Annotated in this window: 24 protein-coding genes; 11 read left to right on the top strand and 13 right to left on the bottom strand. The window is 65.4% G+C overall.

Annotated elements, in window-relative coordinates; translation table 11 throughout:
- Positions 1–69 precede the first annotated feature (69 nt).
- From dusB to phoU, 3 genes are all read left to right on the top strand, one after another.
- Positions 70–1209, top strand: coding sequence for a tRNA dihydrouridine synthase DusB (dusB, locus tag R3P93_RS05265; RefSeq protein WP_317532556.1), 1140 nt, complete (start codon positions 70–72; stop codon positions 1207–1209).
- A 118-nt stretch (positions 1210–1327) separates the two neighbouring features.
- The gene (locus R3P93_RS05260) at positions 1328–3268 is read left to right on the top strand and encodes an LCP family protein (protein WP_317532555.1); all 1941 of its coding nucleotides are present in this window, start codon (positions 1328–1330) and stop codon (positions 3266–3268) included.
- A gap of 66 nt (positions 3269–3334) precedes the next feature.
- The gene (gene phoU / locus R3P93_RS05255) at positions 3335–4009 is read left to right on the top strand and encodes a phosphate signaling complex protein PhoU (RefSeq protein WP_317532554.1); all 675 of its coding nucleotides are present in this window, start codon (positions 3335–3337) and stop codon (positions 4007–4009) included.
- A 155-nt stretch (positions 4010–4164) separates the two neighbouring features.
- Here the strand turns inward: phoU and pstB are convergent, their stop codons facing one another.
- The 6 genes from pstB to R3P93_RS05225 all read right to left on the bottom strand — a co-directional run bounded on the left by pstB (position 4165) and on the right by R3P93_RS05225 (position 9984).
- Entirely contained in the window at positions 4165–4941 is a 777-nt protein-coding gene (gene pstB / locus R3P93_RS05250; protein WP_032395896.1) for a phosphate ABC transporter ATP-binding protein PstB, read from the bottom strand.
- Between the two features lie 37 nt (positions 4942–4978).
- Entirely contained in the window at positions 4979–5887 is a 909-nt protein-coding gene (pstA, locus tag R3P93_RS05245) for a phosphate ABC transporter permease PstA (RefSeq protein ID WP_149405014.1), read from the bottom strand.
- Positions 5888–5890: 3 nt separating this feature from the next.
- The gene (gene pstC, locus R3P93_RS05240) at positions 5891–6928 is read right to left on the bottom strand and encodes a phosphate ABC transporter permease subunit PstC (protein WP_149405013.1); all 1038 of its coding nucleotides are present in this window, start codon (positions 6926–6928) and stop codon (positions 5891–5893) included.
- An 87-nt stretch (positions 6929–7015) separates the two neighbouring features.
- Positions 7016–8113 (bottom strand): phosphate ABC transporter substrate-binding protein PstS, encoded by a 1098-nt coding sequence (gene pstS / locus R3P93_RS05235; RefSeq protein ID WP_149405012.1) that lies wholly within the window; start codon positions 8111–8113, stop codon positions 7016–7018.
- Between the two features lie 203 nt (positions 8114–8316).
- On the bottom strand, positions 8317–9222 hold the full coding sequence (mshD, locus tag R3P93_RS05230; protein WP_317532553.1) for a mycothiol synthase: 906 nt from the start codon (positions 9220–9222) through the stop codon (positions 8317–8319).
- Positions 9223–9984: a winged helix-turn-helix transcriptional regulator gene (locus tag R3P93_RS05225; protein ID WP_068049874.1), complete on the bottom strand. Its 762-nt coding sequence runs from the start codon at positions 9982–9984 to the stop codon at positions 9223–9225.
- A 130-nt stretch (positions 9985–10114) separates the two neighbouring features.
- Here R3P93_RS05225 and R3P93_RS05220 point away from each other — a divergent pair, with 130 nt between their 5' ends.
- The 5 genes from R3P93_RS05220 to R3P93_RS05200 all read left to right on the top strand — a co-directional run bounded on the left by R3P93_RS05220 (position 10115) and on the right by R3P93_RS05200 (position 13269).
- A complete protein-coding gene (locus R3P93_RS05220; RefSeq protein WP_317532552.1) occupies positions 10115–10894 on the top strand; it encodes an LmeA family phospholipid-binding protein in 780 nt (259 codons plus the stop codon).
- On the top strand, positions 10891–11310 hold the full coding sequence (locus R3P93_RS05215; protein WP_149405010.1) for a thioredoxin family protein: 420 nt from the start codon (positions 10891–10893) through the stop codon (positions 11308–11310). Before R3P93_RS05220 ends, R3P93_RS05215 begins: the two co-directional genes overlap by 4 nt.
- Positions 11311–11562: 252 nt before the next feature.
- Complete coding sequence (locus R3P93_RS05210; protein ID WP_068049878.1) at positions 11563–12051, top strand: DUF4395 domain-containing protein; 489 nt, start codon at positions 11563–11565, stop codon at positions 12049–12051.
- Positions 12052–12125: 74 nt separating this feature from the next.
- Positions 12126–12962: a sulfurtransferase gene (locus tag R3P93_RS05205; protein ID WP_068049880.1), complete on the top strand. Its 837-nt coding sequence runs from the start codon at positions 12126–12128 to the stop codon at positions 12960–12962.
- A 1-nt stretch (position 12963) separates the two neighbouring features.
- The gene (locus R3P93_RS05200; RefSeq protein ID WP_037194601.1) at positions 12964–13269 is read left to right on the top strand and encodes a DUF1416 domain-containing protein; all 306 of its coding nucleotides are present in this window, start codon (positions 12964–12966) and stop codon (positions 13267–13269) included.
- 79 nt (positions 13270–13348) lie between these two features.
- Here R3P93_RS05200 and R3P93_RS05195 read toward each other — a convergent pair whose 3' ends face one another.
- Positions 13349–14884 carry a cutinase family protein gene (locus R3P93_RS05195; RefSeq protein WP_317532551.1) on the bottom strand — a complete coding sequence of 512 codons (1536 nt, stop codon included), beginning with the start codon at positions 14882–14884 and terminating at the stop codon, positions 13349–13351.
- 405 nt (positions 14885–15289) lie between these two features.
- On the opposite strand from R3P93_RS05195, the gene R3P93_RS05190 reads away from it, so the two are divergent.
- Positions 15290–15910, top strand: a complete 621-nt coding sequence (locus tag R3P93_RS05190; RefSeq protein WP_317532683.1) for an FABP family protein — start codon at positions 15290–15292, stop codon at positions 15908–15910.
- 196 nt (positions 15911–16106) lie between these two features.
- On the opposite strand, the gene R3P93_RS05185 is transcribed toward R3P93_RS05190, so the two are convergent.
- The 6 genes from R3P93_RS05185 to R3P93_RS05160 all read right to left on the bottom strand — a co-directional run bounded on the left by R3P93_RS05185 (position 16107) and on the right by R3P93_RS05160 (position 24305).
- Positions 16107–17693, bottom strand: coding sequence for an amino acid ABC transporter ATP-binding/permease protein (locus R3P93_RS05185; RefSeq protein WP_317532550.1), 1587 nt, complete (start codon positions 17691–17693; stop codon positions 16107–16109).
- Positions 17686–19386, bottom strand: a complete 1701-nt coding sequence (gene cydD, locus R3P93_RS05180; protein ID WP_317532549.1) for a thiol reductant ABC exporter subunit CydD — start codon at positions 19384–19386, stop codon at positions 17686–17688. Before cydD ends, R3P93_RS05185 begins: the two co-directional genes overlap by 8 nt.
- Positions 19383–20420 carry a cytochrome d ubiquinol oxidase subunit II gene (cydB, locus tag R3P93_RS05175; RefSeq protein WP_317532548.1) on the bottom strand — a complete coding sequence of 346 codons (1038 nt, stop codon included), beginning with the start codon at positions 20418–20420 and terminating at the stop codon, positions 19383–19385. Before cydB ends, cydD begins: the two co-directional genes overlap by 4 nt.
- Before the next feature lie 9 nt (positions 20421–20429).
- Entirely contained in the window at positions 20430–21974 is a 1545-nt protein-coding gene (locus tag R3P93_RS05170) for a cytochrome ubiquinol oxidase subunit I (RefSeq protein ID WP_317532547.1), read from the bottom strand.
- 131 nt (positions 21975–22105) lie between these two features.
- Positions 22106–22972, bottom strand: a complete 867-nt coding sequence (locus R3P93_RS05165) for an aminodeoxychorismate lyase (protein WP_317532546.1) — start codon at positions 22970–22972, stop codon at positions 22106–22108.
- 34 nt (positions 22973–23006) lie between these two features.
- The gene (locus tag R3P93_RS05160; RefSeq protein ID WP_317532545.1) at positions 23007–24305 is read right to left on the bottom strand and encodes a dicarboxylate/amino acid:cation symporter; all 1299 of its coding nucleotides are present in this window, start codon (positions 24303–24305) and stop codon (positions 23007–23009) included.
- Positions 24306–24407: 102 nt separating this feature from the next.
- On the opposite strand from R3P93_RS05160, the gene ygfZ reads away from it, so the two are divergent.
- Positions 24408–25538, top strand: coding sequence for a CAF17-like 4Fe-4S cluster assembly/insertion protein YgfZ (gene ygfZ, locus R3P93_RS05155; protein WP_394855256.1), 1131 nt, complete (start codon positions 24408–24410; stop codon positions 25536–25538).
- Positions 25535–26170: an MOSC domain-containing protein gene (locus R3P93_RS05150; protein WP_317532543.1), complete on the top strand. Its 636-nt coding sequence runs from the start codon at positions 25535–25537 to the stop codon at positions 26168–26170. Before ygfZ ends, R3P93_RS05150 begins: the two co-directional genes overlap by 4 nt.
- The last annotated feature ends 215 nt before the right edge of the window (positions 26171–26385 follow it).

The raw sequence follows: 26385 nt of genomic DNA, 5'->3' as shown, positions 1-26385 counted from the left end.
GTCCGACCGCTGCCCCCGGCCCACCGATGTCACCATGATCACGTTCCCTCCGTTCCAAAGGCTTCCCTCATGACACTGCAGATCGGCTCGCTGGAGTTGCGCAGCCCCGTCGTCCTCGCACCGATGGCCGGCGTCACCAACGTGGCGTTCCGCACCCTGTGCCGGGAGCAGGAGTTGGAGCGGGCCGGTAGCACCTCGGGTCTGTACGTCTGCGAGATGGTCACAGCGCGAGCGCTCGTCGAACGGCAGCCGGCCACGATGCACATGACGACGTTCGGCCCCACCGAAACTCCACGGTCGCTGCAGCTCTACACCGTCGATCCGGACACCACGTACGCCGCCGCGAAGATGATCGTCGACGACGACCTGGCCGACCACATAGACATGAACTTCGGCTGCCCGGTTCCGAAGGTCACCCGAAAAGGCGGCGGTGCCGCACTGCCCTACAAGCGAAACCTGTTCGGCCGCATAGTCGCTGCTGCCGTCAAGGCGACCGAGGGCACCGACATTCCCGTCACCGTCAAGTTCCGCGTCGGCATCGACGAGAACCACCACACTCATCTCGATGCAGGACGAATCGCCGCAGGCGAGGGCGCAGCGGCGGTGGCTCTGCACGCCCGAACCGCCTCGCAGCGTTACTCCGGAACCGCCGACTGGAACGAGATCGCTCGACTCAAGGAACATGTCTCCGGCATCCCGGTCCTGGGCAACGGCGACATCTTCTCCGCGTCCGACGCGGTCCGCATGATGGCGGAGACCGGGTGCGACGGCGTCGTCGTCGGGCGGGGTTGCCTCGGTCGGCCCTGGCTGTTCGCCGAACTCAGCGCCCGCCTCAACGGTCGGCCCGAACCCACTCCACCCACCCTCGGCGAGGTGGCCACCATCATCGCTCGGCATGCCGAGTTGCTCGCCGAGCATCACGGCGAGAAGAAGGGCCTGCGAGAACTACGCAAGCACGTCTCCTGGTACCTGCGCGGATTCCCGGCCGGATCCGACCTCCGGGTCTCGATGGCATTGGTCTCGACCCTGACCGAGCTGGACGACCTACTGGCGCAACTCGATCCGACCGTTCCGTTTCCCAAGGACGCCGAAGGCCCCCGTGGTCGACAGGGCTCACCGGGCGCGGTGTCGCTGCCCGACGGTTGGCTCGACGATCCCGAGGACGTCTGCGTCCCCACCGGTGCCGACCTGATGCATTCCGGCGGCTGATTCGCACCTGACCAGCCGCCCACCTCGCTCGAGTGGACCATGCCGCTCGAGTCAGTACTATGGCTGGGATTGCCGAGCAGGCGGCGCGTGCGTGTGATGGAAGGCCAGGTTCGAATTCGTGGGAGACGATCGAGAGTCGGGCCCGTCGGTGCCCGAGGGTCGCGCCCCATGGGAGCGCCCGCTGTCCTCAATCAGACAAACCGGCGCAAGCGGACGGTCGGGGCAGCGTCCACCTCACTCCGAAGGCCCCGCAACACCGGACGAGGAGCAACCGCCTCAGCCCGAGGACAGCGGCAGGCTCGGCAAACGATCGCCGCGTAACGCCGACACCGTCTCGGTCGCCGAGTTGGTGGACAAGATGTCGCGCTCGGGATCGACTCGGCGGGCGCCGGACGACCGTCCCGAGGTCGAAGAGCCGACCGAGGTCATCGCCCCCATCACCGATTCCACTCCCCCACCTGCCCGAGCAGTGCCGCCGACTCCGCCGCCGCACGCGGCACCGGAACCGGTGGGTGCGCCCGCAACGGATCGCCCGGCCCTGACACGGTTGGCCATGAGCCGGGTGCGCCGACGCCGTCGAGTCCGGATGATCGGCCGAAGCCTGGTCTCCCTCGTCGCGATTCTGGCGGTGGCCTTGACCGGAGTGGTGTGGGGATACCTCCGCAACACCGATCAGGGATTTCTCCAGGTCGCCGCCCTCGATCCCGATTCGACCGACGTCGTCGACGCCGAAGGCCAATACGGCGACGAGACGTATCTGATCGTGGGCACCGACACCCGCACCGGGGCCAGCGGCGAGGTGGGTGCCGGCACCGTCGCCGACGCCGAGGGAGCCCGTTCGGACACGGTCATGCTCGTCAACATCCCGGCCGACCGCAGCCGCGTCGTCGCCGTCTCGTTTCCCCGTGATCTCGATGTGACGCGGCCGGAATGCGAGGCGTTCGACAACGACACCAATACCTACACCGGAGAGATGTTCCCCGAGGCATACGGCGACAAGCTCAACGCCACCTATGCTCTCGGCGGCCCCAAATGTCTGGTCAAGACCATCCAGAAGATCTCGGGCCTGCGTATCGGACACTTCGTCGGGATGGACTTCGCCGGATTCGAGTCCATGGTCGACGAGGTCGGTGGTGTCGAGGTCTGCACCGCGCAGCCGCTGATCGATTACGAATTGGGTGACGTCCTCCCCAACGTCGGAACACAGCGCATCGACGGCCGCACCGCACTGAACTACGTTCGAGCGCGCAACGTCGAGTCCGAGGGCAACGGCGACTACGGCCGCATCAAGCGACAGCAGCGTTTCCTGTCGTCGCTTCTGAGGTCCGCGCTCTCGAACAACGTGCTGCTCGATCCCGGCAAGCTCAACGGATTCGTCAACGCGTTCACCTCGGACACCTTCGTGGAGAACGTCAAGACTCAGGACCTGGTGACGCTGGGGCGCTCGCTGCAGAACGTGGACGCCGGTGCGGTGACCTTCCTGACCATTCCCACCACCGGCACCAACGACTACGGCAACGAGATCCCCAACGACGACGCGATCGGTGCGATCTTCCAGGCCATCATCGACGACGCTCCGTTGCCCGGTGAGGAACGCGCGGAGCCGGTGACACCCGAAGAGCCCGCACCTGCCGCCGTACCCGACGCGCCGCTGTTGGCCGTCGATCCAGCAACTGTCTCCCTGCAGGTGTCCAACGCATCCGACATCGCCGGGATGGCTCAGACGGCATCCGACGAACTCGCGGTCTACGGCTTCCAGATCCTGACGGTCGGCAACTTCTCGGGCACCGCGGCCCAGACCGTGGTGCGCTACTCCCAGGATCAGGAGGCTGCTGCGGCGACCGTCGCGTCGGCGATACCAGGCGCGGCCATCGAGCTGGCACCGAGCCTGAACAACGTCGTCGAGGTGGTGCTCGGCTCGAACTATCCCGGATACACCCAGTTTCCGACGGCATTCGGCACCCAAATCGATCCCACTCAGGTCGAGGGCACCACCCAGAGTGCGCCCCTTCCGGAGGATCTCTCGTACACCAACGCCGCCGACGACACGTGCGCCTGAGTTCATTCATGCTCCGTTAACCCTCGGGACAGGGAACTGGTCGGTGTGACCCACTAAACTTCGCTCATGCGCGTCGCCTACAACGAACAGATGAACGAGCTTGCCGATCTCCTCGGAGAGATGGCGAGCCTGGCTGGTGCGGCCATGGAAAAGGCCACGCAGTCCCTCCTTCAAGCAGACCTGGTGCTCGCCGAGCAGGTCATTTCCGAACACGACAGGATCACCGAGCTCAGTGCGGTGTGCGAGGAGAAGGCCTTCACCCTTCTCGCCCTGCAGGCTCCGGTCGCAGGCGACCTCCGTTCGGTGGTGGCCGGCATTCAGATCGTCGCCGACATCGATCGCATGGGCGCACTCGCACTGCACGTCGCCAAGATCACTCGTCGCAGGCACCCGAACCATGCTCTCCCCGAGGTCGTCAACGGGTACTTCGCCGAGATGGGTCGCCTCGCCGTTCAGATCGGCGCTTCGGCCCGTGAGGTCCTCGAGACCCGCGATCCCGAGCGCGCTGCGAAGCTGCAGGAGGAGGACGAGGCGATGGACGATCTGCACCGTCACCTCTTCACGGTGCTGATGGACCGCGAGTGGAGCCACGGCGTCGCTGCTGCGGTGGACGTGACTCTGCTGGGCCGCTTCTACGAGCGCTTCGCCGATCACGCTGTCGAGGTCGGCCGTCGAGTGATCTTCCTGGTGACCGGTGAGCTGCCGCTCGACCTGAGCCACAACAACATCCCCACTTCGTAGTACCCACCCTCGCCGAGACCGAGTGGCGCTGCGCTGCAGCGCTACTCGGCTTTCGTTGAGGAGTCACCAGCCGCATCGAATCACCGAGCGCAGACACGAACGAAAGAACCCCCGCCGAGCTTTCGCTCGACGGGGGTTCTCGCGATCGTGTGTGGTTATCCGAAGCGGCCGGAGATGTAGTCCTCGGTGGCCTTCTGCGTCGGATTGGAGAAGATCTTCTCGGTGTCGTCGATCTCGATGAGCTTGCCGGGCTTGCCGGTCGCCTCGAGGTTGAAGAAGCCGGTCTGATCGCTCACCCGTGCGGCCTGCTGCATGTTGTGCGTGACGATCACGATCGTGAAGTCCTGCTTGAGTTCCTGGATCAGGTCCTCGATGGCGAGAGTGGAGATGGGGTCGAGAGCCGAGCACGGCTCGTCCATCAGCAGAACGTCGGGCGAGACGGCGATAGCACGAGCGATGCACAGACGCTGCTGCTGTCCGCCGGAGAGGCCGCCACCGGGCTTGTCGAGGCGATCCTTGACCTCGTTCCAGAGGTTGGCACCCTTGAGCGAGCGCTCGGCGATCTCGTCGAGTTCCTTCTTGCCGCGGCCGCCCTGCAACTTCAGGCCGGCGACGACGTTGTCGCGGATCGACATCGTCGGGAAGGGGTTGGGGCGCTGGAAGACCATGCCGATGGTGCGGCGCACACCCACCGGGTCGACGCCACTGCCGTAGATGTCCTCGCCGTCGAGCAGCACCGAACCTTCGACGCGGGCACCGGGGGTCACCTCGTGCATGCGGTTGAGCGAACGCAGGACGGTCGACTTACCGCAGCCGGACGGTCCGATGAACGCGGTGACGCTGCGCGGCGGTACGGCCAGAGTGACGTCGGAGACGGCATGGAACTTGCCGTAGTAGATGTTGACGTCCTTGAGATCGAGACGCTTTGCCATGTTCTTCGTTCCTTAGGATTCGCTGGAGTCGGGTGGGTCAGAAGTTCTTGGGCGAGAAGAACTTCGAGACCAACTTCGCGCCGATGTTGAGTATTGCGACGATCAGGATCAGCGTCAGGGCTGCTCCCCACATGCGCTCAGCGGTGAGCACGCCGGTTCCTGCTTTCTGCAGGTCGACCATCATGAGCGGCAGAGACGTCTGCGGCCCCTCGAAAATGTTGAAGTTGATGGCGGTGGCAGATCCCACCAGGATCAGCACGGGTGCCGTCTCACCCATCACGCGGGCCAGGGCGAGCATGATGCCGGTGACGATGCCGGACAGCGCCGTGGGGATGACGATCTTGGCGATGGTCTTCCACTTCGGCACGCCGAGCGCGTAGGACGCCTCGCGCAGATCCTGAGGGACGATGCGCAGCATTTCCTCGGCCGAGCGCACGATCACAGGGATCATCAGCAACACGAGGGCGAAGGCAACGGCCAGGCCCGAGCGCTGGAACCCGAAGGTGGCGATCCACAGCGCGTAGATGAACAGGGCAGCGACGATGGACGGCACACCGGTGAGGATGTCGACCATGAAGGTGGTGACTCGGGCCAGTCGCGTGCCCACGCCGTACTCGACGAGGTAGATGGCTACGAAGATGCCGATCGGGATGGAGATGGCGGCGCAGAACAGTCCTTGCAGGAGCGTTCCGACGATGGCGTGGTACGCACCGCCGCCTGCGATGAACTGGGTGACGCCGGCCTGCGAGTTCTGCCACCACGTGGGTGAGACCACCGCGGACAGTCCACGAGAGATCACCGTGTAGAGCACCCAGATCAGTGGGACGAGTGCCACCAGCACCGAGAGGCTGACGAGGATCGTCGCCGAGAGGTTGGACGCCTTCCGGCGAGCGCTGACGCCCTGGAACGTGGGTTCCTTGACGGGCTTGTCCATGGTTGCGGTCATGGGTCAGTCCTTCTTTCCGGCGATGGCGGCGCGAGCACCGGCGTTGACGACGAACGTCAGGATGAAGAGCACCAGACCTGCGGCGATGTAGGCACCGGCTTGGAGCGGGTTGTTGAACTCGCCCGCGGCCAGCGCGATCTTGGTCGCGAATGTGGAACCGCCGTCGAACAAGGTTCCGCCGAACGTCGACTGGGTGCTGCGAATGATGATGTAGAGCGCGATGGTCTCACCGAGTGCGCGGCCGAGGCCGAGCATGGAGCCGCTGACGTAACCGGACTTTCCGAACGGAATGACCGTGGTGCGCACGACCTCCCAGCGGGTGGCCCCGAGTGCGAGAGCGGCTTCGATCTGACCCTTCGGCGTCTGCATGAACACCTCGCGGGTCACGGCAGCGATGATCGGCAGGATCATGACGGCGAGCACGATGCCGCCGGTGAAGATGGTGCCGCCGCCGGCGATGGAGACCGACCCGGTACCGAAGAGCGGGAACCAACCCAGGTTGGTGTTGAGCCACTCGGCGAAGGGGCTGATCACCGGCGCGAGGACGTACAGGCCCCACAGTCCGAAGACGATCGACGGGACTGCGGCCAGCAGATCGATGACGTAACCGAGCGGTCCCGCCACTCGCTTGGGCGCGTAGTTCGTCAGATAGATGGCGATGCCGAGTGCGACAGGCATCGCGAGGACCAGCGCGAACAGGGACACCGTGACGGTGACCAGGAACAGATCGAGAACACCGAACACCATGGCCGAGGTGTTGGACGTGTCCCAGGCACCGTTGTAGGTCAGAAAGTTGACCGTGTTGTTCGACAGTGAGGGGATCGCACGCCAGACCAGGAAGATACCCACGGCGGCGATCAGCGCGATGATGAAGATGCCCGAGCCCGTGGCGAGGCCGGAGAAGATCCTGTCACCGGGACGTGTGACGGTCCCCGATTTTTTCTTGTCTGACAATTGTGGTTCTTCCGGTTTGTGCGCGGCACCCGCGGAGGGCACAGAAGCCGCGGAGGGGACGCCGGTCATCGAGTGGGTGTCGCTCATACCGCTCACTGTCTCGTGTGGAGGTCGAGGACGGTCCTGCTTCGGCTCGCGATGCCGCGAGCCGAAGCAGGACTACGTCTCATTTAATCAGGCGATTGCTTCGATAGCGGTGATCAGACGCTCCTTGAAGCGGTCCGGCAGCGGCACGTAGCCGGCTTCCTCGAGGCCCTGCTGGCCCTCGTTCGCGGCGCTGAGCAGGAACGACTTGACTGCTGCCGAGGTGTCGGCGTCGTAGCCCGCCGAGCAGACGATCTCGTAGGTGGCGAGCACCAACGGGTAGGTGTCGGCCTCGTTGCTGGCGTACAGCGTGTCGAGGTCGAGCACCAGGTCGTTGCCCTCACCGGAGAAGGTCACGGCGTCGATGGCAGCCGCAGCACTCTCGGTGCTCAGCTCGACCGGGCCACTGCCGAAGTCGATGTTCGCGGCGCTGAGGCCTTCCTGCTCGACGAAGCCGAACTCGACGTACGTGATCGAGCCGGGAGTCCCGGACACGGCCTGGGCGACGCCCGAGGAGCCGTTGGCACCTTCGCCGACGCCGCCGGCCCAGTCGGAGCTGTGATCGAGGGTCCAGGCCTCCGGAGCAGCGTCGGACAGGAAGCGCTGGAAGTTGTCGCTGGTGCCCGAGGAATCGGAGCGGTAGACCGGGGTGACCGGGGTGGACGGCAGGTCGACGCCTTCGTTGAGGGCGGCGATCGCGGGATCGTTCCAGGTGGTGATCTGGCCGGTGAACATCCGTGCGGTGACATCGGGCGTGAGCACCAGGCTGTCGACGCCGTCGAGGTTGTAGGCCACTGCGACGGGCCCGAAGACCAGCGGCAGGTTCCATGCCGGGTTGCTGTCGCAGCGGGTGGCCGCCTCGGCTGCCTGCTCGTCCTTGATCGCGGAGTCGGAGCCGGCGAAGTCGACCAGACCGGCGACGAACTGCGTACGACCGTTGCCCGAGCCGCTGGTGGTGTACTCGACGGACTTGCCGGAGCAGACGCTCGAGTAGACCGAGGTGAAGTTGGACATCGCGTTCTGCTGAGCAGACGATCCTTCGCCCGTGAGCGGAGACTTGCCCTCGCACGAGGCGGAAGAATCGCCCGCGCCGACGGTCTCGACGTTCGCGTCGCTACCGCATGCGGTCAGCAACATGGCACTGATGGCCACTGCGCTCATGAGAGCACCGTTGCGCTTGAGGTTCACCTGTTTCCTCCGAGGAATCTTGGGCCGTGTCCACGGCTCGGACCTGATCGGCCGCGCTGTGACTGTGTGGGTGCCGGCTCCAGAAGAGAACCTCGCACCAGGCGGCGTAGGTTGCCACCCATGGAGAAAGGTAAGGGCAGGTGGTAGACGTTTACCCCCGCGTGGGTGAACGGAAGATGAACACCGCAGCCTGAAATGTCCGTTCAGACGCTGCGAGCGTATGCGGCATCCACGTGGTAGTTCTCGAAGCCCAGCTTGCTGTAGGTGTGCACGGCAGCGGTGTTGTCGGCCTCGACGTACAGCATGATCTGGCCGAGTTCTCTGCTACGCAGATAGTGCAGGCCGGCCAGCGTGAGCACTCGGCCGAGGCCGCGCCCCTGCGACTGGGGGTCGATTCCGACGACGTACACCTCACCGATGGCGGGTTCCGAGCCTTCGGCCGGATGAACCTTCGTCCAGTGGAAGCCGAGGAGGCGGTCGCTGCCCTCCTCGAAAGCCAGGAACAGTCCTGCCGGGTCGAACCACGATTCGTCTCGTCGTGCGGCGATGTCGCGATCGGTCCAGCCACCCTGTTCGGGGTGCCAGGAGAAGGCCGCATTGTTGACCCGCAGCAGCTCGGCATCGTCCTGATGCCCACGATACGTTCGAAGCGAAATACCTTCCGGCACAACCACATCCGGAAGATCGGGATGTGCGGACGCGCGACGCATCTGCAGCAGCTCGCGAACCACCTGCAACCCGAGCCGCGCCGCGACCGACTGCGCCGCCGGCAGGTTGCCGTGCGCCCAGATACGGGTACCGGAGCCGATTTCGAGTGCGCGAGAAACCAATTCGCGTCCCACTCCGTGACCGCGGAACGGAGGATCGACGACGGCCTCGGCCATCCCGTCGGCGATTCCGACGTAGCCGACGACACGATCACCCTCGGTGGAGACCAGACGAACGACGTCGTCACCTCGGTCGACAGCCTTCACGGCCTGCTCCGACAAGGGCGCGGTGCCGTCGACTTCCGTTGCACGGGAGAGGATCTGATGAATCTCGTAGGAAACGCGCGAAGACGGTGCGTCGCCGTCGATGGGGTGGACGTCGAACGCAGGATCCGAATTCATCTACGAGAGAGTACTCTCTTGCTCGAACTCGAAATCCGCATCGTCGGAATCTCCGCCGGCAGCGTCCGAGACCACCGGTCCGCCCTTGGCATTGCGTGCGGGTCGAACGGCCTTGTATCCCACGTTGCGTACCGTTCCGATGAGCGACTCGTACTCGGTGCCCAGCTTGGCGCGCAGGCGTCGAACATGGACGTCGACGGTGCGCGTGCCACCGAAGAAGTCGTAGCCCCACACCTCCTGCAGGAGCTGGGCGCGAGTGAAGACCCGCCCCGCGTGCTGAGCCAGGTACTTCAGCAGCTCGAATTCCTTGTACGTGAGGTCGAGCGGACGACCTCGCAGCCGAGCGGTGTAGGTACCTTCGTCGATGACCAGTTCGCCGAGCGTGATCTTGCCGGAGGTCTCCGGGCTGGCAACTCCTCCACTACGGCCGACCAGCAACCGCAGCCGGGCGTCGAGCTCTGCGGGGCCGGTACCGGGGAGCAGGATGTCGTCGAGACCCCAGTCGGAATTCACCGCGACGAGCCCACCCTCGGTGAGCACCGCGACGACGGGGATGGCCGATCCGGTACTTCCCAACAGGCGACACAGACCACGAGCGGCGGCCAGGTCCGTACGAGCGTCGACCAGCGCGATGTCCGCCGAGCCGGCTTCGAGAAGCGAGGACACCTCGGTGGGTACCGGGCGTACGTGATGCGCCAGGAGAGCGAGGGACGGCAGAACGCCCTCCGGATTGGGATCGGAGGTCAGTAGTAGGAGCTCCACTGCGTCTCCATTCTTACTGCTGGCCGGTCCAGTCCAGGCTGGACTTGAGTGATCGTCAAGGACACAGACTAGCTTGTCCGTACAACCGGCCGAAGAGGGCAGTGCGCGATTCGTCGGTCACAATGGACCCGTGCGCACACTTCTCATCGGACTCGCCAGCCTGCTGGCCCTCACCCTCGTGGTGGATTTCGGCGCTGCGGCCTACTCGGAGTATCGAGTCTCCCGCGCGATCCGCGCCGGCGGTGAGCTCACCTCGGACCCTCAGGTGATCGTGCACGGTTTCCCGTTCCTCACCCAGGCCGCGGACGGGCGCTACCAGAACATCGAGATCCGCGCGCAGGACGTGCCGACCGAGTACGTCGGCTCGACGACGATCGAGGCCAATCTCCGCGGCGTGCACATCGAGTTGTCCGACTTGATCGACAACAACGTGCGGGCGATTCCCGTGGACGAGCTCGACGGCCGCGCACGGATCGAGGCCACGGACCTCGGCCGGTTCCTCGGCATCGTCGACCTGCAGGTTTCCGCGCCGCCGGCCGACAAGTCGGACGGCACCGGCGGCTCCGGCGGATCGGGCATGACCACTACCGGGGGCGTCGTGCTGACCGGAACGGTTCCGGTCGGCCCGCTCGAGACGACGGTGAGCGTGCAGGCCGACCTGTTGCTCGAAGGTGACGGCGTCGCCATCGTGGCGTCGGACTTCTATTTCGGCCCGGAGGGTCAGGCTGATTTCTCGATCCCCGATTTCGCCAAGCCCACGGTTCTCGGACTGTTCACCAAGACCATCGAGCGTCAGAGCCTGCCCTTCGGGCTCGTCCCGACCGACGTCTATGCGGAGGGCTCGCAGATCGTCGTCGAAGGATCGGGCGAGAACGTGACCATCGACCTCAACGAAATCGAAAAGCCGTGACAGGGATCACAGTTCTCGTCGTCGTGGCGATCCTTGCCGTCGCTACCGGATTGTTCCTGCGCAGCCGATCGGGTGCCGTGCGGGCGGTGCGTGAGCCCGACACCGAGACCGACGACCTGTACCCGCTCCTGCTCGACGCGGGTGCCACGACCGACTCTGCGACCGTCCTGCACTTCTCGGCCGACTGGTGCGGACCGTGCGCAGCCGTACGACGTGTCGTCCAACAGGTGCTGGACGACCGGAGCGATGCCCGCGAACTCGAACTCGACATCGACGCCCATCCGATCCTCGCTCGCGAACTGGGCGTGCTGTCACTGCCCACCACTTTCGTACTCGACACCCGATTGCAACGGCGCTCCAGAATCGCGGGTGTGCCGTCCGCTGCGGCGCTGCGGTCGGCACTCGACGCTCTCTGACCTCGCTTCTTCGGACCGGCGGTAGGACGCGCCGCTGGTAGCGGGTACGATGCTCTTCGTGTTCTCCTGCCGCGAGCTGATGCTCACCAGTCGTCGCACAGTCGATCTGTGCCGACTGGGCGGTTGTTGCTGTCGCTGCTGCTGATTTCCTTCTGCCGCCACGCCCATGCGTGATGACGGCCCGATGATCGAAATCCATGTCCGAGCACTGCCGATCCGGCGTGCCCCGACCTCGCACAGGAGTACCTCTCGATGTCGACACCCGACACCCGGACCACCACCCCCACTGCCACGATCGACCAGGTGGACGTTCGTGGTCCACGCTTCGCGGCGTGGATCACCACCGCCGTTCTGGTCGTCGTTCTCCTCCTGACCACGTTCTCGGTCCCCGCGGCGGCAATCCTGCTCGGGCTACAGGCGATCGTGTTCGGAATCGGAGCCGTCCGCGGACCCAAGCGCAGTCCGTACGGCACGATCTACGCGACATTCGTCGCACCGCGGCTCTCCCCCACCAGCGAACGAGAGCCGGTGGCACCGTTGAAGTTCGCTCAACTGGTGGGCTTCGTGTTCGCCGCCGTCGGAGTCCTCGGCTTCGCGATCGGCGCTCCCGTCGTCGGAACCGTGGCGGCAGGCTTCGCGTTGTTCGCGGCCTTCCTCAACGCCGCGTTCGCGGTCTGCCTCGGCTGCATGATCTACCCCCTCGCCTCGCGGCTGCGCACCACCTCGCACACCGCATCCTGAACAGGGTCGCTTGAGCAGGCTGCAGTCCTGTCTCGACCTTCACCGATCCATAGAGAAAGACCGAAAGGAACACCATGGCTCGCTCCGACGTCCTGGTCTCTGCCGACTGGGCCGAGCAGAACCTGAACGCACCGAAGACCGTCTTCGTCGAGGTCGACGAAGACGCAAGCGCCTACGACGGCGGACACATCGAAGGTGCGGTCAAGCTCGACTGGCGCAAGGACCTGCAGGACCCGGTTCGCCGCGACTTCCTCAATCAGGAACAGTTCTCGGACCTGCTGTCGGCCAAGGGCATCAGCAACGACGACACCATCGTGCTGTACGGCGGAAACAACAACTGGTTCGCCGCCTACGCCTACTGGTACTTCAAGCTGTACGGCCACAAGGACGTCAAGCTCATCGACGGTGGACGCAAGAAGTGGGAACTCGACGGCCGCGCGCTGTCCAAGGACGTCGTCAGCCGTGAGACCACGCAGTACCGCGCCGAGGCACCCGACCTGTCGATCCGCGCGTTCCGCGACGAGGTCATCGATGCCATCGGCAACAAGAACCTGATCGACGTGCGTTCGCCCGACGAGTTCTCGGGCAAGATCCTCGCCCCGGCTCACCTTCCGCAGGAGCAGGCACAGCAGCGTGGCCACGTCCCGTCCGCGATCAACATCCCGTGGAGCACCACCGCCAACGAGGACGGCACGTTCAAGTCCGACGAAGCGCTCGAAGAGCTGTACAAGACCAAGGGCTACGACGACAGCAAGGCCACCATCGCCTACTGCCGCATCGGTGAGCGTTCGAGCCACACCTGGTTCGTCCTCAAGGAGCTCCTCGGCAAGGAAGACGTCAAGAACTACGACGGCAGCTGGGTCGAGTACGGCTCTCTCGTCGGAGCACCCATCGAGCTGGAGGTTCACTGATATGTGTGGAGCACCCGTACAGGGCCAGACCATCCCCGCAGGTGTCGACGTCGAGAAGGAAACGGTCATCACCGGCCGCGTCCTCGCCGGCGACGGTGAGCCCGTAGCAGGCGCATTCGTGCGGCTGCTCGACGGCAGCGGCGAATTCACCGCAGAGGTCGTCGCGTCGGGCACCGGAGACTTCCGGTTCTTCGCCGCTCCCGGACAGTGGACGCTGCGCGCCCTGTCGGCATCGGGCAACGGCGACACCGTGATCGCTCCCGAGGGCGCAGGCGTGCACTCGGCGAACGTCACCGTCGGAGTCTGATCCGACCCGCTCGCTTCGAACGAAAAAGAACCCCGCACCTGCTCGCAGGTGCGGGGTTCTTTCGGCTCGGTGGAGGCTTCTAGTTCGGGACGGGCACCGAAGCGGCGGGATCGGGAACCGTCGAATACTGCGGCGGGAACATCCCTTCCGGTACCGGAATGCCCTGCGATTCGAGGAACGCTCCGAGATCGCTCACCTGCGTGACCGTGCCGGGCTCCGGCAGCAGGCGGGGTTCGGGTGCGGTCTCCGGGGCGGGGGCTTCCGGTGTCGCCGTCTGCGGTGCGTTCTTCTTCTCGCGTTCGGTGCGCGCAAGGTCGGTTATCCAAGCGACCATCTTCTCGCTCTCCCACTCGTACCCGTCGTTGGGATCATTGTACCAGTACGACAGGTGCTGCAGGAAGCCGAGCGCCAGGTAGGGCCCGAGCACGACATCGGCGATGCCCTTGTTGTTCTCCTCGAATCCGGTGGCCTCGGCGCGGAGCTTGGCTTCCACGGTCTCGGCACCGGGCCCCATCGCCCAGTTGAGATCGGCGAGGAGCTGCTCCGGTGTCAGTGCGTCCACCGCCTGCTGATCGGCGACGGTGTAATCCACATCCGCCACCCTCACCAAGACCTGCAGCAGAGTCTCGTCGGAGGTGAACCATGATTTGTCGGTGGCGATATCGACGATCGCGCGCGAAGCAATGGTCGTCACTGCGCGCGCGAAGTCGGACACGGTCTGTACCGGGTTGAGGACGGTCAGCCGCATCTGCGAGATGACCTCGAGGGCGAGCTGCAGAAGTTCGATGTCGTCCGGAGCGTCGCACGCCAGATCCCACGGTCGGCACGACCAGGTGACCTTGTCGGTCAGCGTTCCGTAATCCCGCGGCGACTGGTCCATGAAGCCACCGAGCGATTCACCCGGCTCGTCACCGAAATTCGGCACACCGGCCGGGCGGTAAGGCGAACCGACCATGATCACGCCTGCGATGTCGTCGCCGTTGACCAGGGCACTCGAGTCACGCGCGCCGATCTCGGTGGACAAACGATCGAGTACCTCGCCGCCGACGCTGTATCCGAGGAGTACGAACTTGGTTCGGTCTCCACACTTGACCTTGTACTCGTCCATCAAGCGATCGGTCGTTGCGACACCTTCCACGATCGACTCGTGGTAGGTCGGCACGTCGTCCAGAACGTCGAAGCCGTACGTCGAGGCGTACGGGACGTAGAGCCAGCCGACGGTACCCGGGCTGTCGGCATTCGCCTCACCGACCGGGACCGTCACATTCCCGACCCAGTTCGACGCGACCGTGGACGCCTGCTCGGCCAGAGGATTGCGGTCCGACGCCGAGTCGGTGGCACCGGACACCGCCAGCACCAGCACATCGGGGCAGTCCTGCGCGTAGTTGTCGGGGTCGATGTTCGGGCCCTGCGACGACCCGAAGTCGGAGGAACCCGCGTCGGAGGAACCGGAGTCGGATGATCCCGACTCTGCCGAGCCCGACTCTGCCGATCCCGAGTCCGGAGCGGCGAATGCGGCTGCGGGAGCGGCAAGCGCCAACGCCAGGGTCACCACCGCCGACCTGATCAACAACGGACCGAACGACGATGTCAGAGCCCGTTTACGACGCAGCATTGTTGCGGAGACCTCCCCAGCCTTCGTGACAGAACACAGTGAACAACATCGGAAACTCACCCTCGAGCGCCCGACGCCCCCCGAAGAAGGTACCTGCTCGACAGGATTTCTCCACAGCTATGAGTGATCCAGCGCACTCGAGACCCCGAATTCGGTTAGATGTCACCAAGGACACAGGCGGTATTCGGGCCGCTGTCCTCGACGACGATCGCTGCGGGTTAAACTCGCACTCGTGGTCATCTTCTTCGAGCTACTTCTCGTTCTTGCGGCAGTAGCCATCATCGCGTTCTCGCTCTACGTCGTCTACCGACTGGTCAACGACGAGTCGTGACAGAACCGGTTGCGGGGCAACCCGGCAGTGCTGACGAGGGGCTCGGCACCCCCGTCACCAGTGCTGACGAAGCAATAGCGGCTGCCGAACAGAAGTTCGCCGACGCGTCGACGCGGAACGTTCCGGTCCTGCCGGACATCCCGCACCCCGACGACACGGCCAATCTTCGCCTCGGCCCCGATCTGCACCCGTCGATGCTCGCTCTGCTGCCGCTCGTCGGCGTGTGGCGTGGCGAGGGCGAGGGCCACGACCCCGAGTCGGGTACCGACTATCCCTTCGGTCAGCAGATCGTCGTCACTCACGACGGCGGTAGCTACCTGAGCTGGGAATCGCGTTCGTGGCGACTCGACTCCGACGGCAACTTCGCACATCCCGACCTCCGCGAAACCGGATTCTGGCGGATGAGCGGGGGCCAAGGGCTCAAGGGTTCCGACGACGAAGAGCTCGTCGAACTGCTGCTGACCCACAGCACCGGGGTCGTCGAACTGTATTACGGCCACGCCCTGACCAAGTCGTCCTGGGAACTGGCCACCGACGTCGTCATCCGTAGCACCTCGGGTGCGTTGGTCGGCGGGGCCAAGCGGCTCTACGGCATCGTCGAAGGCGGCGACCTCGCATACGTCGAGGAACGCGTCGTCGCCGACGGCCCACTGGCACCGCGGTTGTCCGCGCGCCTGTCTCGCTACATCGGCTGAGACACAACCACTTCGGTACCCACAGCGAACGGCCCCCGAGCCATACCTGATTTCAGGTCCCGACCGGACAGGTCGGGGGCTCGGGGGCCGGGTAGCTGCCAGGGATTCGCTTGCCGCTCGCGCGGTCTTCGCAGTGAATCCGTCAGCGATTGCGGCTAGCTGACAGCCACCTCACGCGTCCTAGAGTTCATCAACTTCAGACCACCTCCTCTCTCGTGTACTTCACAACGTACGCCCGAGTTTCCGAGTCGGCAAAGAGTTTTTTCCCACGATTCGAGCCGAGGTCGATCACCTGGTCGGCGTCTGTGTTCTCCGGCAGTTGATGAGTGACGACGACCACGATTCGATCGGCTCCGAACAAGCCGTCGTCGGTGGTGAGCAACTCTCGAAGTAGCTGTTCGCCGGAGATTCGGTCGAGATGTTCGGTCGGCTCGTCCAGCAGCACGATCGGGGCCGTACTGAGCACCGCGCGCGCCAACAGCAGTCTGCGCCGTTCTCCGCCCGACACGGCCTGCGCACCGCCGACCAGGGTGGTGTGGACCCCGAGGGGCTGCGCGTCCAACCATGGGCCAAGGCCCACGCGTCGCAGCGCATCCGATGCCTGTGCTTCGTCGACATCGCCGCGCACCACACGTAGGTTCTCCAGAACCGAGGTGTCGAACAGATGCGCGTCCTCGGCGAACAGCGCTGCGTCCGAACCACATTCCTCGGCGAACTCCCGCAGCATCGTGGACTTGCCCGATCCGCTGGGCCCGATGAGTGCGCTCCGCGCAGTGGTGCGGTTGAGTACCCCAGAGGGCACATAACCACGCCACTGCGGCGGAGCCGCATCCAGCATCGCCATGACTCGAGTGGCCGCGATTCGTCCACGCATCAGGGCGATTGCCGCCCCGGGGAGTGCCGCGGTCGCCTCGAAGGCAGCGAGCGGAACCAGCACGATGATCGCCAGAGCCATCGGAGTCATGCCGCCTGCGGTGCCTCCGGTCGGTCCGTACAGCCCGATGCCGACGAGAAAGGACCCGATCACCGATGCACCGATCGACAACGGAACGGCGGCATCGGCCAGCGCCGACGGTCGCGCCGCCCGGTCGCGGGCAGTGACCGAATCCTGCGCTGCGCCGCGGGCTTCGGCGAGCGTCGCGTCGAGCCGCCCGGCGACCCGCAGTTCCGCGGCGTGGTCGAGTGCTCGGACGGCGGTCTCGGCGAACCGCGCGTCGGCGTCGGCTCCGGCCTCCTCGGCGATCCGTGCCGACCGCGCCGCCAGAATCGGTGCACCCACCCCGGCGATCAGCAACGACACCGCCAGGATCGACGCGGCAGCAGGTGCGATACCGGCGAGCAGTCCAACGGCTGCGAGCATCATCACGACGCTGACACAGATGGGGACGATCGCGCGTATGACAACGTCGCCGAGTACGTCGACGTCTGCCCCGGTGCGAGCCAGTACGTCACCGCGCCGCAGAGCGAGCGCGCCGTGTCCGTTCGCCAATTGCTCGTAGATCCTCGTGCGCGCTGCCGTCGTACCGCGTAGGGCCGCGTCGTGCGTGGTCAATCGTTCGAGGTAGCGGAACACACCGCGCGAGATGCCCAGCGCCCGAACGGCTACCACTGCGACGGTCAGATCCATCACCGGAGGCATCTGCCAGGCTCGGGTGATCAACCATGCCGACAGTGCGGCGAGAGCCAGTGCGCTGCCGAGTGTTGCCACGCCGGCCGCCACCGCCAGTGCCACCCTGCGCGGGGAGAGCTCGAACAGGGCCAGTGCGCGTCGTAGGTCAGACATGATCGAACTCCCGTACCACCGGCGAACTGCTTCGCACCTCGACGACGCGATCGGCGGCGTGCAGCACCGCGCGCCGGTGACCGACCATCACCACGGTGACGCCTCGGTCGGCTGCATCTCGAATGGCTTGCAGCACAGTCTGTTCACTCGCCGCGTCCAGGTGCGCCGTCGGCTCGTCCAGTACCATCACCGTCGCGTCGGAGACGAAGGTTCGGGTCAGGGCCAGGCGTTGCAGTTCGCCGAGGGACAGACCCACTCCGCCCTGCCCGACGCGAGTGTTCCAGCCGTTCGGGTGCTCTCGCAGTACGGCGTCGAATCCCGAAGCGCGGCAGGCTGCGTCCAGTGCATCGGTGTCGGGCACACCGTGGAGGGTGACGTTCTCGTACAGCGTGCCGGGAAGCAGCACCGGCCGCTGCGGGAGCCAGGCGATCTGAGCCCACCACCGGTCGAGGTCGAGATCGACCACGGGCACCCCACCGACGAGTACCGCACCGCTCGTGGGTGACGTGAGCCCCAGAACGGCCTGCAGCGCAGTCGATTTACCCGAGCCGTTGGGGCCGGTCAGTACCGTGATGGTGCCCGTTCGGCACAGCGCACTCAGTCCGGCCGGAGCGTTACCGTCCCGGCTCGCGACGGTGAGTCCGACGAGTTCGATGTCCGCAGTCGTCGCGTTCACGGTCCGGCCACCGCTCGGCTGTGTCGTACGCCGGTCCAGGACCCGGAAGGCTCGCTCCGCGGCCTCGACGCCGTCTTCCGCTGCGTGGAACTGGGTCCCCACGGCGCGCAGCGGGAAGTACACCTCGGGGGCGAGGATCAACGCGATGATGCCCGCTTCGAGCGTCATTTCCCCGAAGACCAAGCGCAAGCCGATGCCGACGGCCACCAGCGCGACACACAGGGTCGCGAGCAACTCGAGCACCATCGACGAGAGGAAGGCAACCTTCAACGCGCGCATCGTGGTTCGTCGATGGGCGTCGCCCAGTGCGCGGATGCGAGCGGCCGGGCCGTGTTCGCGGCGCAGCGCGCGCAAGGTCGGCAGACCGGCCAGTAGATCGAGCAACTGCGCAGACAACCGGGTCATCGTGGTCAGCGTCGCCGCGGCTCGGCCCTTGGTCAGCAACCCGATCAGAATCATGAAGATCGGGATGAGCGGCAGGGTCACCGCGATGACCACAGCCGAGGTCACGTCCTGAGTGACGATGACGACCAGAACGAGCGGAGTGACGATGACCGCAGACACCAGCGCCGGCAGGTATCCGGTCAGGTACGCGCGCAGACCCCCGATGGCTCGGGTGACGACGACGGTCAGCTCTTCCCGTTCGCGGTCGAGCTCTCGGGGCTCGAAACGGGTTGCTGCCGTGAGTACCTCGACTTCGAGCTCGGCCACCACACGTGACGCCGACCGGTGCGCGTAGCGGGACTGGGCTCCGGTGGCGAGCACACGGACGGCCATTGCGCCCGCCAGCACGGCGAGTTCCGTCGTCCAGGCGGACAACGACCGTGCCGTCGGGTCGGTGATGACGCCGGCCAGTACGCGGCCGATCGCAAGCGCGCCGACGATGATGCACAGGGTGACGACGGTCGACAGAGCGACAGTGACGACCAGGTAGCCTCGCGCCGATCGAGAGTATTTCCACAGTCGCGGATCTACGGGCCCCTTCGCCCGTCCCCGCGGCGCAGCGGGCGCGGTCACGATTTCACCGTCAGTCCGATCGAATCCGGAATCTGGGCACTCGAAATGCGCTGGCGGAAGACCCAGTACGTCCAGGCCTGATATCCGAGAACGACAGGGGCGGCGAAGGCTGCAGCCCACGTCATGACCTTCAACGTGTACGGGCTCGACGACGCGTTCGTGATGGTGAGATCGAACGCGGCATCCGTACTGGACGGCATGACGTTGGGGAACAGGGAGGCGAACAACAGCACCACGACAGCAACGATGGCAACGCTGGTGAAGACGAATGCCCAGCCTTCGCGCACTTTCGCCGTCAGCGCGACGACGAGAAGCAGTGCGACAGCGGCCACCGCGACGAGTAGCCACGTCCAGGTCTTGCCGTGCGCGAGTTGGGTCCACAGGGCGAAGGTGCCGCCGACGAGAACTGCCGGAACCGACAGGCGCGCCGCAATTTTCACGGAATCCTCGTGCACGTCCCCGGAAGTCTTGAGCGCGATGAACACCGCGCCGTGCAGGGCGAACACCAACGCCATGGTGGCACCGCCGAGCAGAGCGTACGGGTTGAGCAGATCGAAGAAGCCTGCGGTGACCTTCTTGTTCTCGTCGATCGCGACGCCGCGCACGATGTTGGCGAACGCGACGCCCCACAGCACCGCCGGAACCCACGAGCCGATGCCGATGCCGATGTCGCAGCGCCGACGCCACACCGGGTCGTCGATCTTGCCGCGCCATTCGATGGCGCAGATACGCAGGATCAGGGCCACCAGGATGAGCAGCAGCGGCAGGTAGAAACCCGAGAACAATGTGGCGTACCACTCCGGGAAGGCCGCGAACAGTGCGCCACCTGCGGTGATGAGCCACACCTCGTTGCCGTCCCAGACCGGGCCGATCGTGTTCAGTACCGCACGCCTGCGCTTCTCCCCCGTGGCGGCGTCGGGATGCCTGCCCAGGATCGGCATGAGCATGCCGACGCCGAAGTCGAAACCTTCGAGCACGAAGTAGCCGACGAAGAAGAAGGCGATGACGAAGAACCAGAATTCGGGCAGTGACATGGTGTTCCCCTAGTACGCGAACGAGAGCTGTTTGGGCTCTTCGTCTTCCGATTCCGGTGGATCGACGTGCGGATGCGCGTCGTGGTCGAGAGGTCCTTCGATGACATAGCGACGAAGGAGGAAGAACCAGACACCACCGAGGGCGGCGTACAGCAGTGTGAACGTCACCAGCGAGGCGAGAACGAGGCCGACGGGATGGTCGGACACGCCCTGGTCCACGGTCAGCCGTATCTGATCGACTCCCGAGAGGTTCGGCGCGACAACCCATGGCTGACGGCCCATTTCGGTGAAGATCCAGCCCGCACTGTTGGCGAGGAACGGCGTCGGAATCGCCAGCAGCGACAACCACGAGAACCACTTCTGGTCGGGAATCCGGCCACCCCGGGTGACCCACAGACCCGCGATGGCGAGCAGGGCCGAGCCGGCGGCCAGTCCGATCATCATTCGGAACGCCCAGTAGGTGACGAACAGGTTCGGCTTGTAGTTTCCGGGGCCGAACTGCTGCTCGTACTGCTCCTGCAGTTGGTTGACGCCCTGCACGGTGGCACTGAAGTCGTTCTCCGCCAGGAACGAGGTGAGTCCGGGAATCGCGATGAGGTGAATCACGGATTCGCAGTTGTTGTGGGTGCCCACGGTCAGGAGCGAGAAGCTGGCCCCGGTCTCGGTGTCGCACAACGATTCTGCGGATGCCATCTTCATGGGCTGCTGCTCGAACATGAGCTTGCCCTGAATGTCTCCGGTGATGGCGAGCGCACCGCCCGCAACGATCATGACGATGAAGGACATTCGTGCTGCGGATCTGAACATCGAACGCGAGTCAGTAGCCGGGAGCGGAGCCTGGAGAGTGACCCCAGCGGCCGGGAGCGGAGCCTGTGGCGTGAGTCCGTTTTCGGACAGCGGAGTGAGCGCAGCCTGCTTCCTGCGAGCCTCACGCACCATCCACCAGCCGGAGATGCCGGCGACGAAGGTCGCGGCGGTGAGGAACGCTCCTGCGACGGCGTGCGGAAAGGCCGCCAGCGCAGTGTTGTTGGTGAGCAGCGCCCAGATGTCCGTGAGTTCGGCGCGGCCGGTCTCTTCGTTGTAGATCGCGCCGACGGGATGCTGCATCCAGGAGTTGGCTGCGATGATGAAGAAGGCGGAGGCGTTGACACCGATGGCAACGAGCCAAATGGTCGCCAGGTGAACGAGTTTCGGGAGCCGGCTCCAGCCGAATATCCACAGGCCGAGGAACGTGGACTCGAGGAAGAACGCGACCAATCCCTCGAGCGCGAGGGGTGCACCGAACACGTCACCGACGAACCGCGAGTATTCGCTCCAGTTCATGCCGAATTGGAATTCCTGGACGATTCCGGTCGCGACGCCGAGGGCGAAGTTGATGAGGAACAGTTTGCCGAAGAACTTGGTCAGCCGATACCAGGAGTCCTTCCCGGTGATCACCCACATGGTCTGCATGGCGGCCACCATCGGCGCGAGGCCGATCGTGAGAGGTACGAGAATGAAGTGGTAAACGGTGGTGATACCGAACTGCCACCGCGAGACATCCAACGCGTCCATCGATACTCCGAACTCTCACACCCGAGCTGTGACGGGCAACACCGCAGGTCAGGGCGTTGGCCCGCGACAAACTCGAATGTACTACTACAGTTAGTAGTAGGGAAGAGTCTTTCGGCAGGGTCGTTGGACTCCTATCGAGTTTCGACCGCCTCCACGGCCGTGTCGACCATCGTCGAAACGTCCCCGGCAAGCCTCCGAGTGCCCAGGGGAACGCCGTTCATCGCCGTGACCCGAGCCGCGAGAGTGACGCTCGAGACAAGCCAAACGCCATCTGCGGCAATGAGATCCGCGGGATACAGGTGCCCGTGTTCGCATGTCCAACCAGCGGACTCGGCCACGGCGAACAACCCGGCGACCGTGGTTCCGGCCAGGATGCCCTGTTCGACGGACGGTGTGACGAGAGTCTTACCGCGCGCGAGCACCACCGTCGAGCGCGGACCTTCGAGCACCCGCCCCTCGCTGCTGAGGTAGATCACGTCGTCGACACCCTGAGCCGCGGCATGCCGCAGCGCGGCCATGTTGGTCGCATACGACAACGTCTTGGCCCCCGCGAGCTGCCACGGCGCTCCCGACGAGAAATCCACCGAGTAGCCGCGATCGAGCGTGATCACCGACACCCCGTCGGTGCGCGCTGCCCGCACTCGCTCGGGCAGCGGCCCCACCGTCACGTACGCGGTGGGGTCACCACCGCCCTCGCGTCCGCGGCTGAGGACCACGCGAAGAACCGCCTCGTCCTCCGACTCCTGCGCCCACAGACCCACGGACTGTTCGACGACGGCGCGCCACTGTTCGAGATCGGGGACGGGTAGGTCCAGCGCCTTCGCCGACGCCACCAGCCGGGCCAGATGCAACTCGACCGCACAGGCCGCGCCGCCGCGCACGAGCAGCGTCTCGAAGACCCCGTCGCCGCGCACCGCGGCCAGGTCGTCGGCGAACAGCAACGGCCGATTCGCGTCGTGCACTCGGCCGTCCAACGTCACCACTACCGACTCCGACATGCCCGCCACCCTAGAGGGGAGCGGACGCGTTCGATCAATCCGCTCGGTCGGCCGTTGCCAGCGCGTCGGCGTACTCGTCGAGGTCGAGATCCTCGGCGACGACGACCTTGGTGCCGTTGTAGACCTCGCGGTCGATCTCGTCGTCGGCGTTGGCGACGAGCATCGCGACGAACGTGTCTCCGTTCACGTTGAGGAAGGTACGGAAGATCCCGGCGAACCAGTCCACGGCGATCAACAGGCCGACGGCCTCGAAGGGAAGGTCGAGCGAGGTCGCGAGGAACATCGCGACGACGGGGAATCCGCCGGGCACGGTGATGGTGCCCATGTTCAGCAGAACCGCCAGGCCCATGCCCAGCACGATCTGCCCGAAGCTCAGGTCGATGTTGCCTGCCTGCGCGAGGAACATCACCACGATCATGTAGTTGAGAACGGCACCGTAGGAGCCCATCGTCAACCCGATCGACAGCGTGAAGTTGGCGACCTTCTGACTGACGCCGACCTTCTCGACGGTGTTGCGCAGCACCGTCGGGAACGTGACGGCCGAACTCGTCGTCGTCACCGCGACGGCCGTCTGTTCGGTGAGCTTGCTGGGCAGCTTCCACGGGTTCAATCGGGTCCGCATCGTCACGACCACGACGAAGAGTGCGAACAGAATCAGCACCCCGAGCAGCGTCGTACCGAGGTAGCTCAGCGCGGTGGACACCACGGAGAATCCGACGTCGCCGGCGAGCGCGGCGAGCAGGCAGAACACACCTACCGGGGCGATGACCATGACGAGCCGGATCATCGTCAGGACGATCTGCTGAATCTGGTCCATGAACGAGAGCACCTGGGTGTTGCCGGTCTTGGTGATGTGGCTGCGCAGCGCGATACCGAAGAGCAGCGAGAAGACGATGATCGGCACCATCGTCGCCGTCGACATGGCGTCGAACACGTTGGTGCTGACGAAGTTCAGAAGGGTGTCCTGCCAGCCGAGCGCCTCGCTCGCCGACTCCTCGAGCGCCGGATCGAGCTGCTGGGTGAACACCATGCCAGCGCCCGGCCGAATGATGGTGCTCAGCACCCAGGCCAGCACAGCAGCGACGACCGAGAACCCGATCATCCACTTGAAGGTGCGAAACGCGATCTTGCCGGTTCCCGCCCCCGCCATCGACCCGGTGGCCACGATGACCGAAGCCATCACCAGCGGGACGATCGACATCTGGATCAGTCGGATGAACAGATCACCGATGAACTTCAGGTTCGCGGCCCACTCGCCGACCACCAACCCGAACACGATGCCGCCGATCGCGGCGAGGCCGATCTGCGCGGCCGGATGCGCCAGTTTCTTCATGGGTCGACACGCTAGGTCCGTGTCGTCGCGGTGCCGTGTCGTCGCCGTTTCGAGGGTGTAAAGGGACCGGTCACCGAGTTGCTGCGCCGACGGGCTCCTACTATGGGGGATGTGTCCGACACAGTCACGATCAGCCCGAGTCCACTCCTGACACTCCCCGGCGCAGTGCCCTCCCCCGACGACAGCGTCGATGCCGGGGTGGCCTGGCACTACGGCAATCCGTTCGGCGAGCAACGCGACGCGGTCAGCGGCGCTGCCGTCATCGACCGTTCCCATCGTTTCGTTCTGGCCATCGGCGGAGACGAACGTCTGAGTTGGTTGAACACGATCTCGAGCCAACTCGTCTCCAACCTGCCCGACGGCAGCTCGGCCGAGAATCTGAGCCTGGATGTCAACGGCCGCATCGAGCATCACTTCGTCCAGACCGACCTGGCCGGCGTCACGTACATCGACACCGAGCGCTCGGCCGGACCGGATCTGCTGTCGTTCCTGAAGAAGATGGTGTTCTGGGCCAAGGCCGAACCCCGTGAGGCCGACGAACTCGCCGTTCTCACCGTCCTCGGATCCGACGCGGCACCGGTGCTCGAGAAGGCCGGCCTGCCGGCTCCGAGCGAGGTCTACGGTGCGTCGCCGATCGACGGCGGCGGTTTCGTGCGGCGGATGCCCTGGCCGGGCGCGAATTCGTACGACGTGGTGATCCCCCGCGCGAGTCTGAGCGAGTGGTTCATCCGACTGCGCGACGCCGGGGCCGCCCCGGCCGGAACCTGGGCGTTCGACGCGTTGCGGGTGGAATCGTTGCGTCCGCGGGTGGGCGTGGACACCGACGAGAAGACCATTCCGCACGAGGTTCGCTGGATCGGCAGCGCAGCCGAGTTCGGCGCGGTGCATCTGGAGAAGGGCTGCTACCGCGGGCAGGAGACGGTCTCGCGCGTGCACAATCTCGGTCGCCCGCCCCGGCACCTGGTGCTGCTGCATCTCGACGGCTCTGCGGACGGTCGGCCCGGCACGGGCGATCCGGTGACCGCAGGCGGACGCTCGGTGGGCCGTCTGGGCACCGTCATCGACCACTTCGAGCTGGGGCCGATCGCATTGGCCCTTCTCAAACGAACGATTCCGGTCGACACTGCCCTCGAGGCGGGGCCGTGTGCCGCGTCGATCGATCCGGACTCGATCCCGTCGTACGACGACGTCCAGGCCGGCCGCGCTGCGGTCGACCGCCTGCGCGGCCGGTGACCGGGAGGGTCCTGGCGGTCTGCGTCGTGCACGCCGATGTTCCGTTCGGACGCCGAGCGGTGGTCGACAGTGGTATCGACAAGCGGCCCGTCGACGGGCAGGTGGACGTGCACGAGCTCGGCATCGGCGGTGATCACTGTCGGGACACGAAATTCCACGGCGGACTCGATCAGGCCGTGTACGCCTACGACGAGGTCGAGGCGCAGCACTGGGCCGACGAGCTGGGGGTGCCGGTTCCACCGGGTCGATTCGGGGAGAACCTCCGCACCGAGGGTGTACCGGTGACCGACGCGGTGATCGGGTCGCGGTGGCGCATCGGCACGGTGGCCTTGGAGGTGACGATCGCCCGCAAGCCCTGCGCGACGTTCGCACGGTGGATGGACCAGCCGAGATGGATCCGTCGCTTCGCGGACCGAGGTGATGTGGGTGCGTACTTCCGAGTTCTCGAACCCGGGGTCTTCGGCGGCGGTGACACGGTGACGGTGGAGTCGGTACCCCAACACGGGGTGACGGTTCGCGACCTGTTCCGAGGAACCGACGCGACCGCGATGTCCACTTTGCTCGATCAGCCCGATTTGGCTCCGAAGGTCTACCGCGATGCGGCTGCGGCACTGAAATCGTTGCGCAACTGACCCCTGAGTGCGTCGCTCCCCATGACGCGCAGCACGTAGTTCTCGTGTCGCGAAACGGAGATAGTTTGCCTGTGCACGGATTTCTGCAGGTACAGGCTGCGTCGACCCATTTTCCGGGCGTGTCGCGCCCGTTCGCCCGGCACCGACACGTGGTGCCGTCTGCGCATCGCGGCGATTCGCGCGCTAGAGTGTGTCCCAGGAAGAAATACCAACTC

Source organism: Rhodococcus cerastii (assembly GCF_033042195.1).
In the GTDB taxonomy this organism is placed as follows: Bacteria; Actinomycetota; Actinomycetes; order Mycobacteriales; family Mycobacteriaceae; genus Rhodococcoides.
This window is presented reverse-complemented; position numbering and strand designations above follow the sequence as displayed.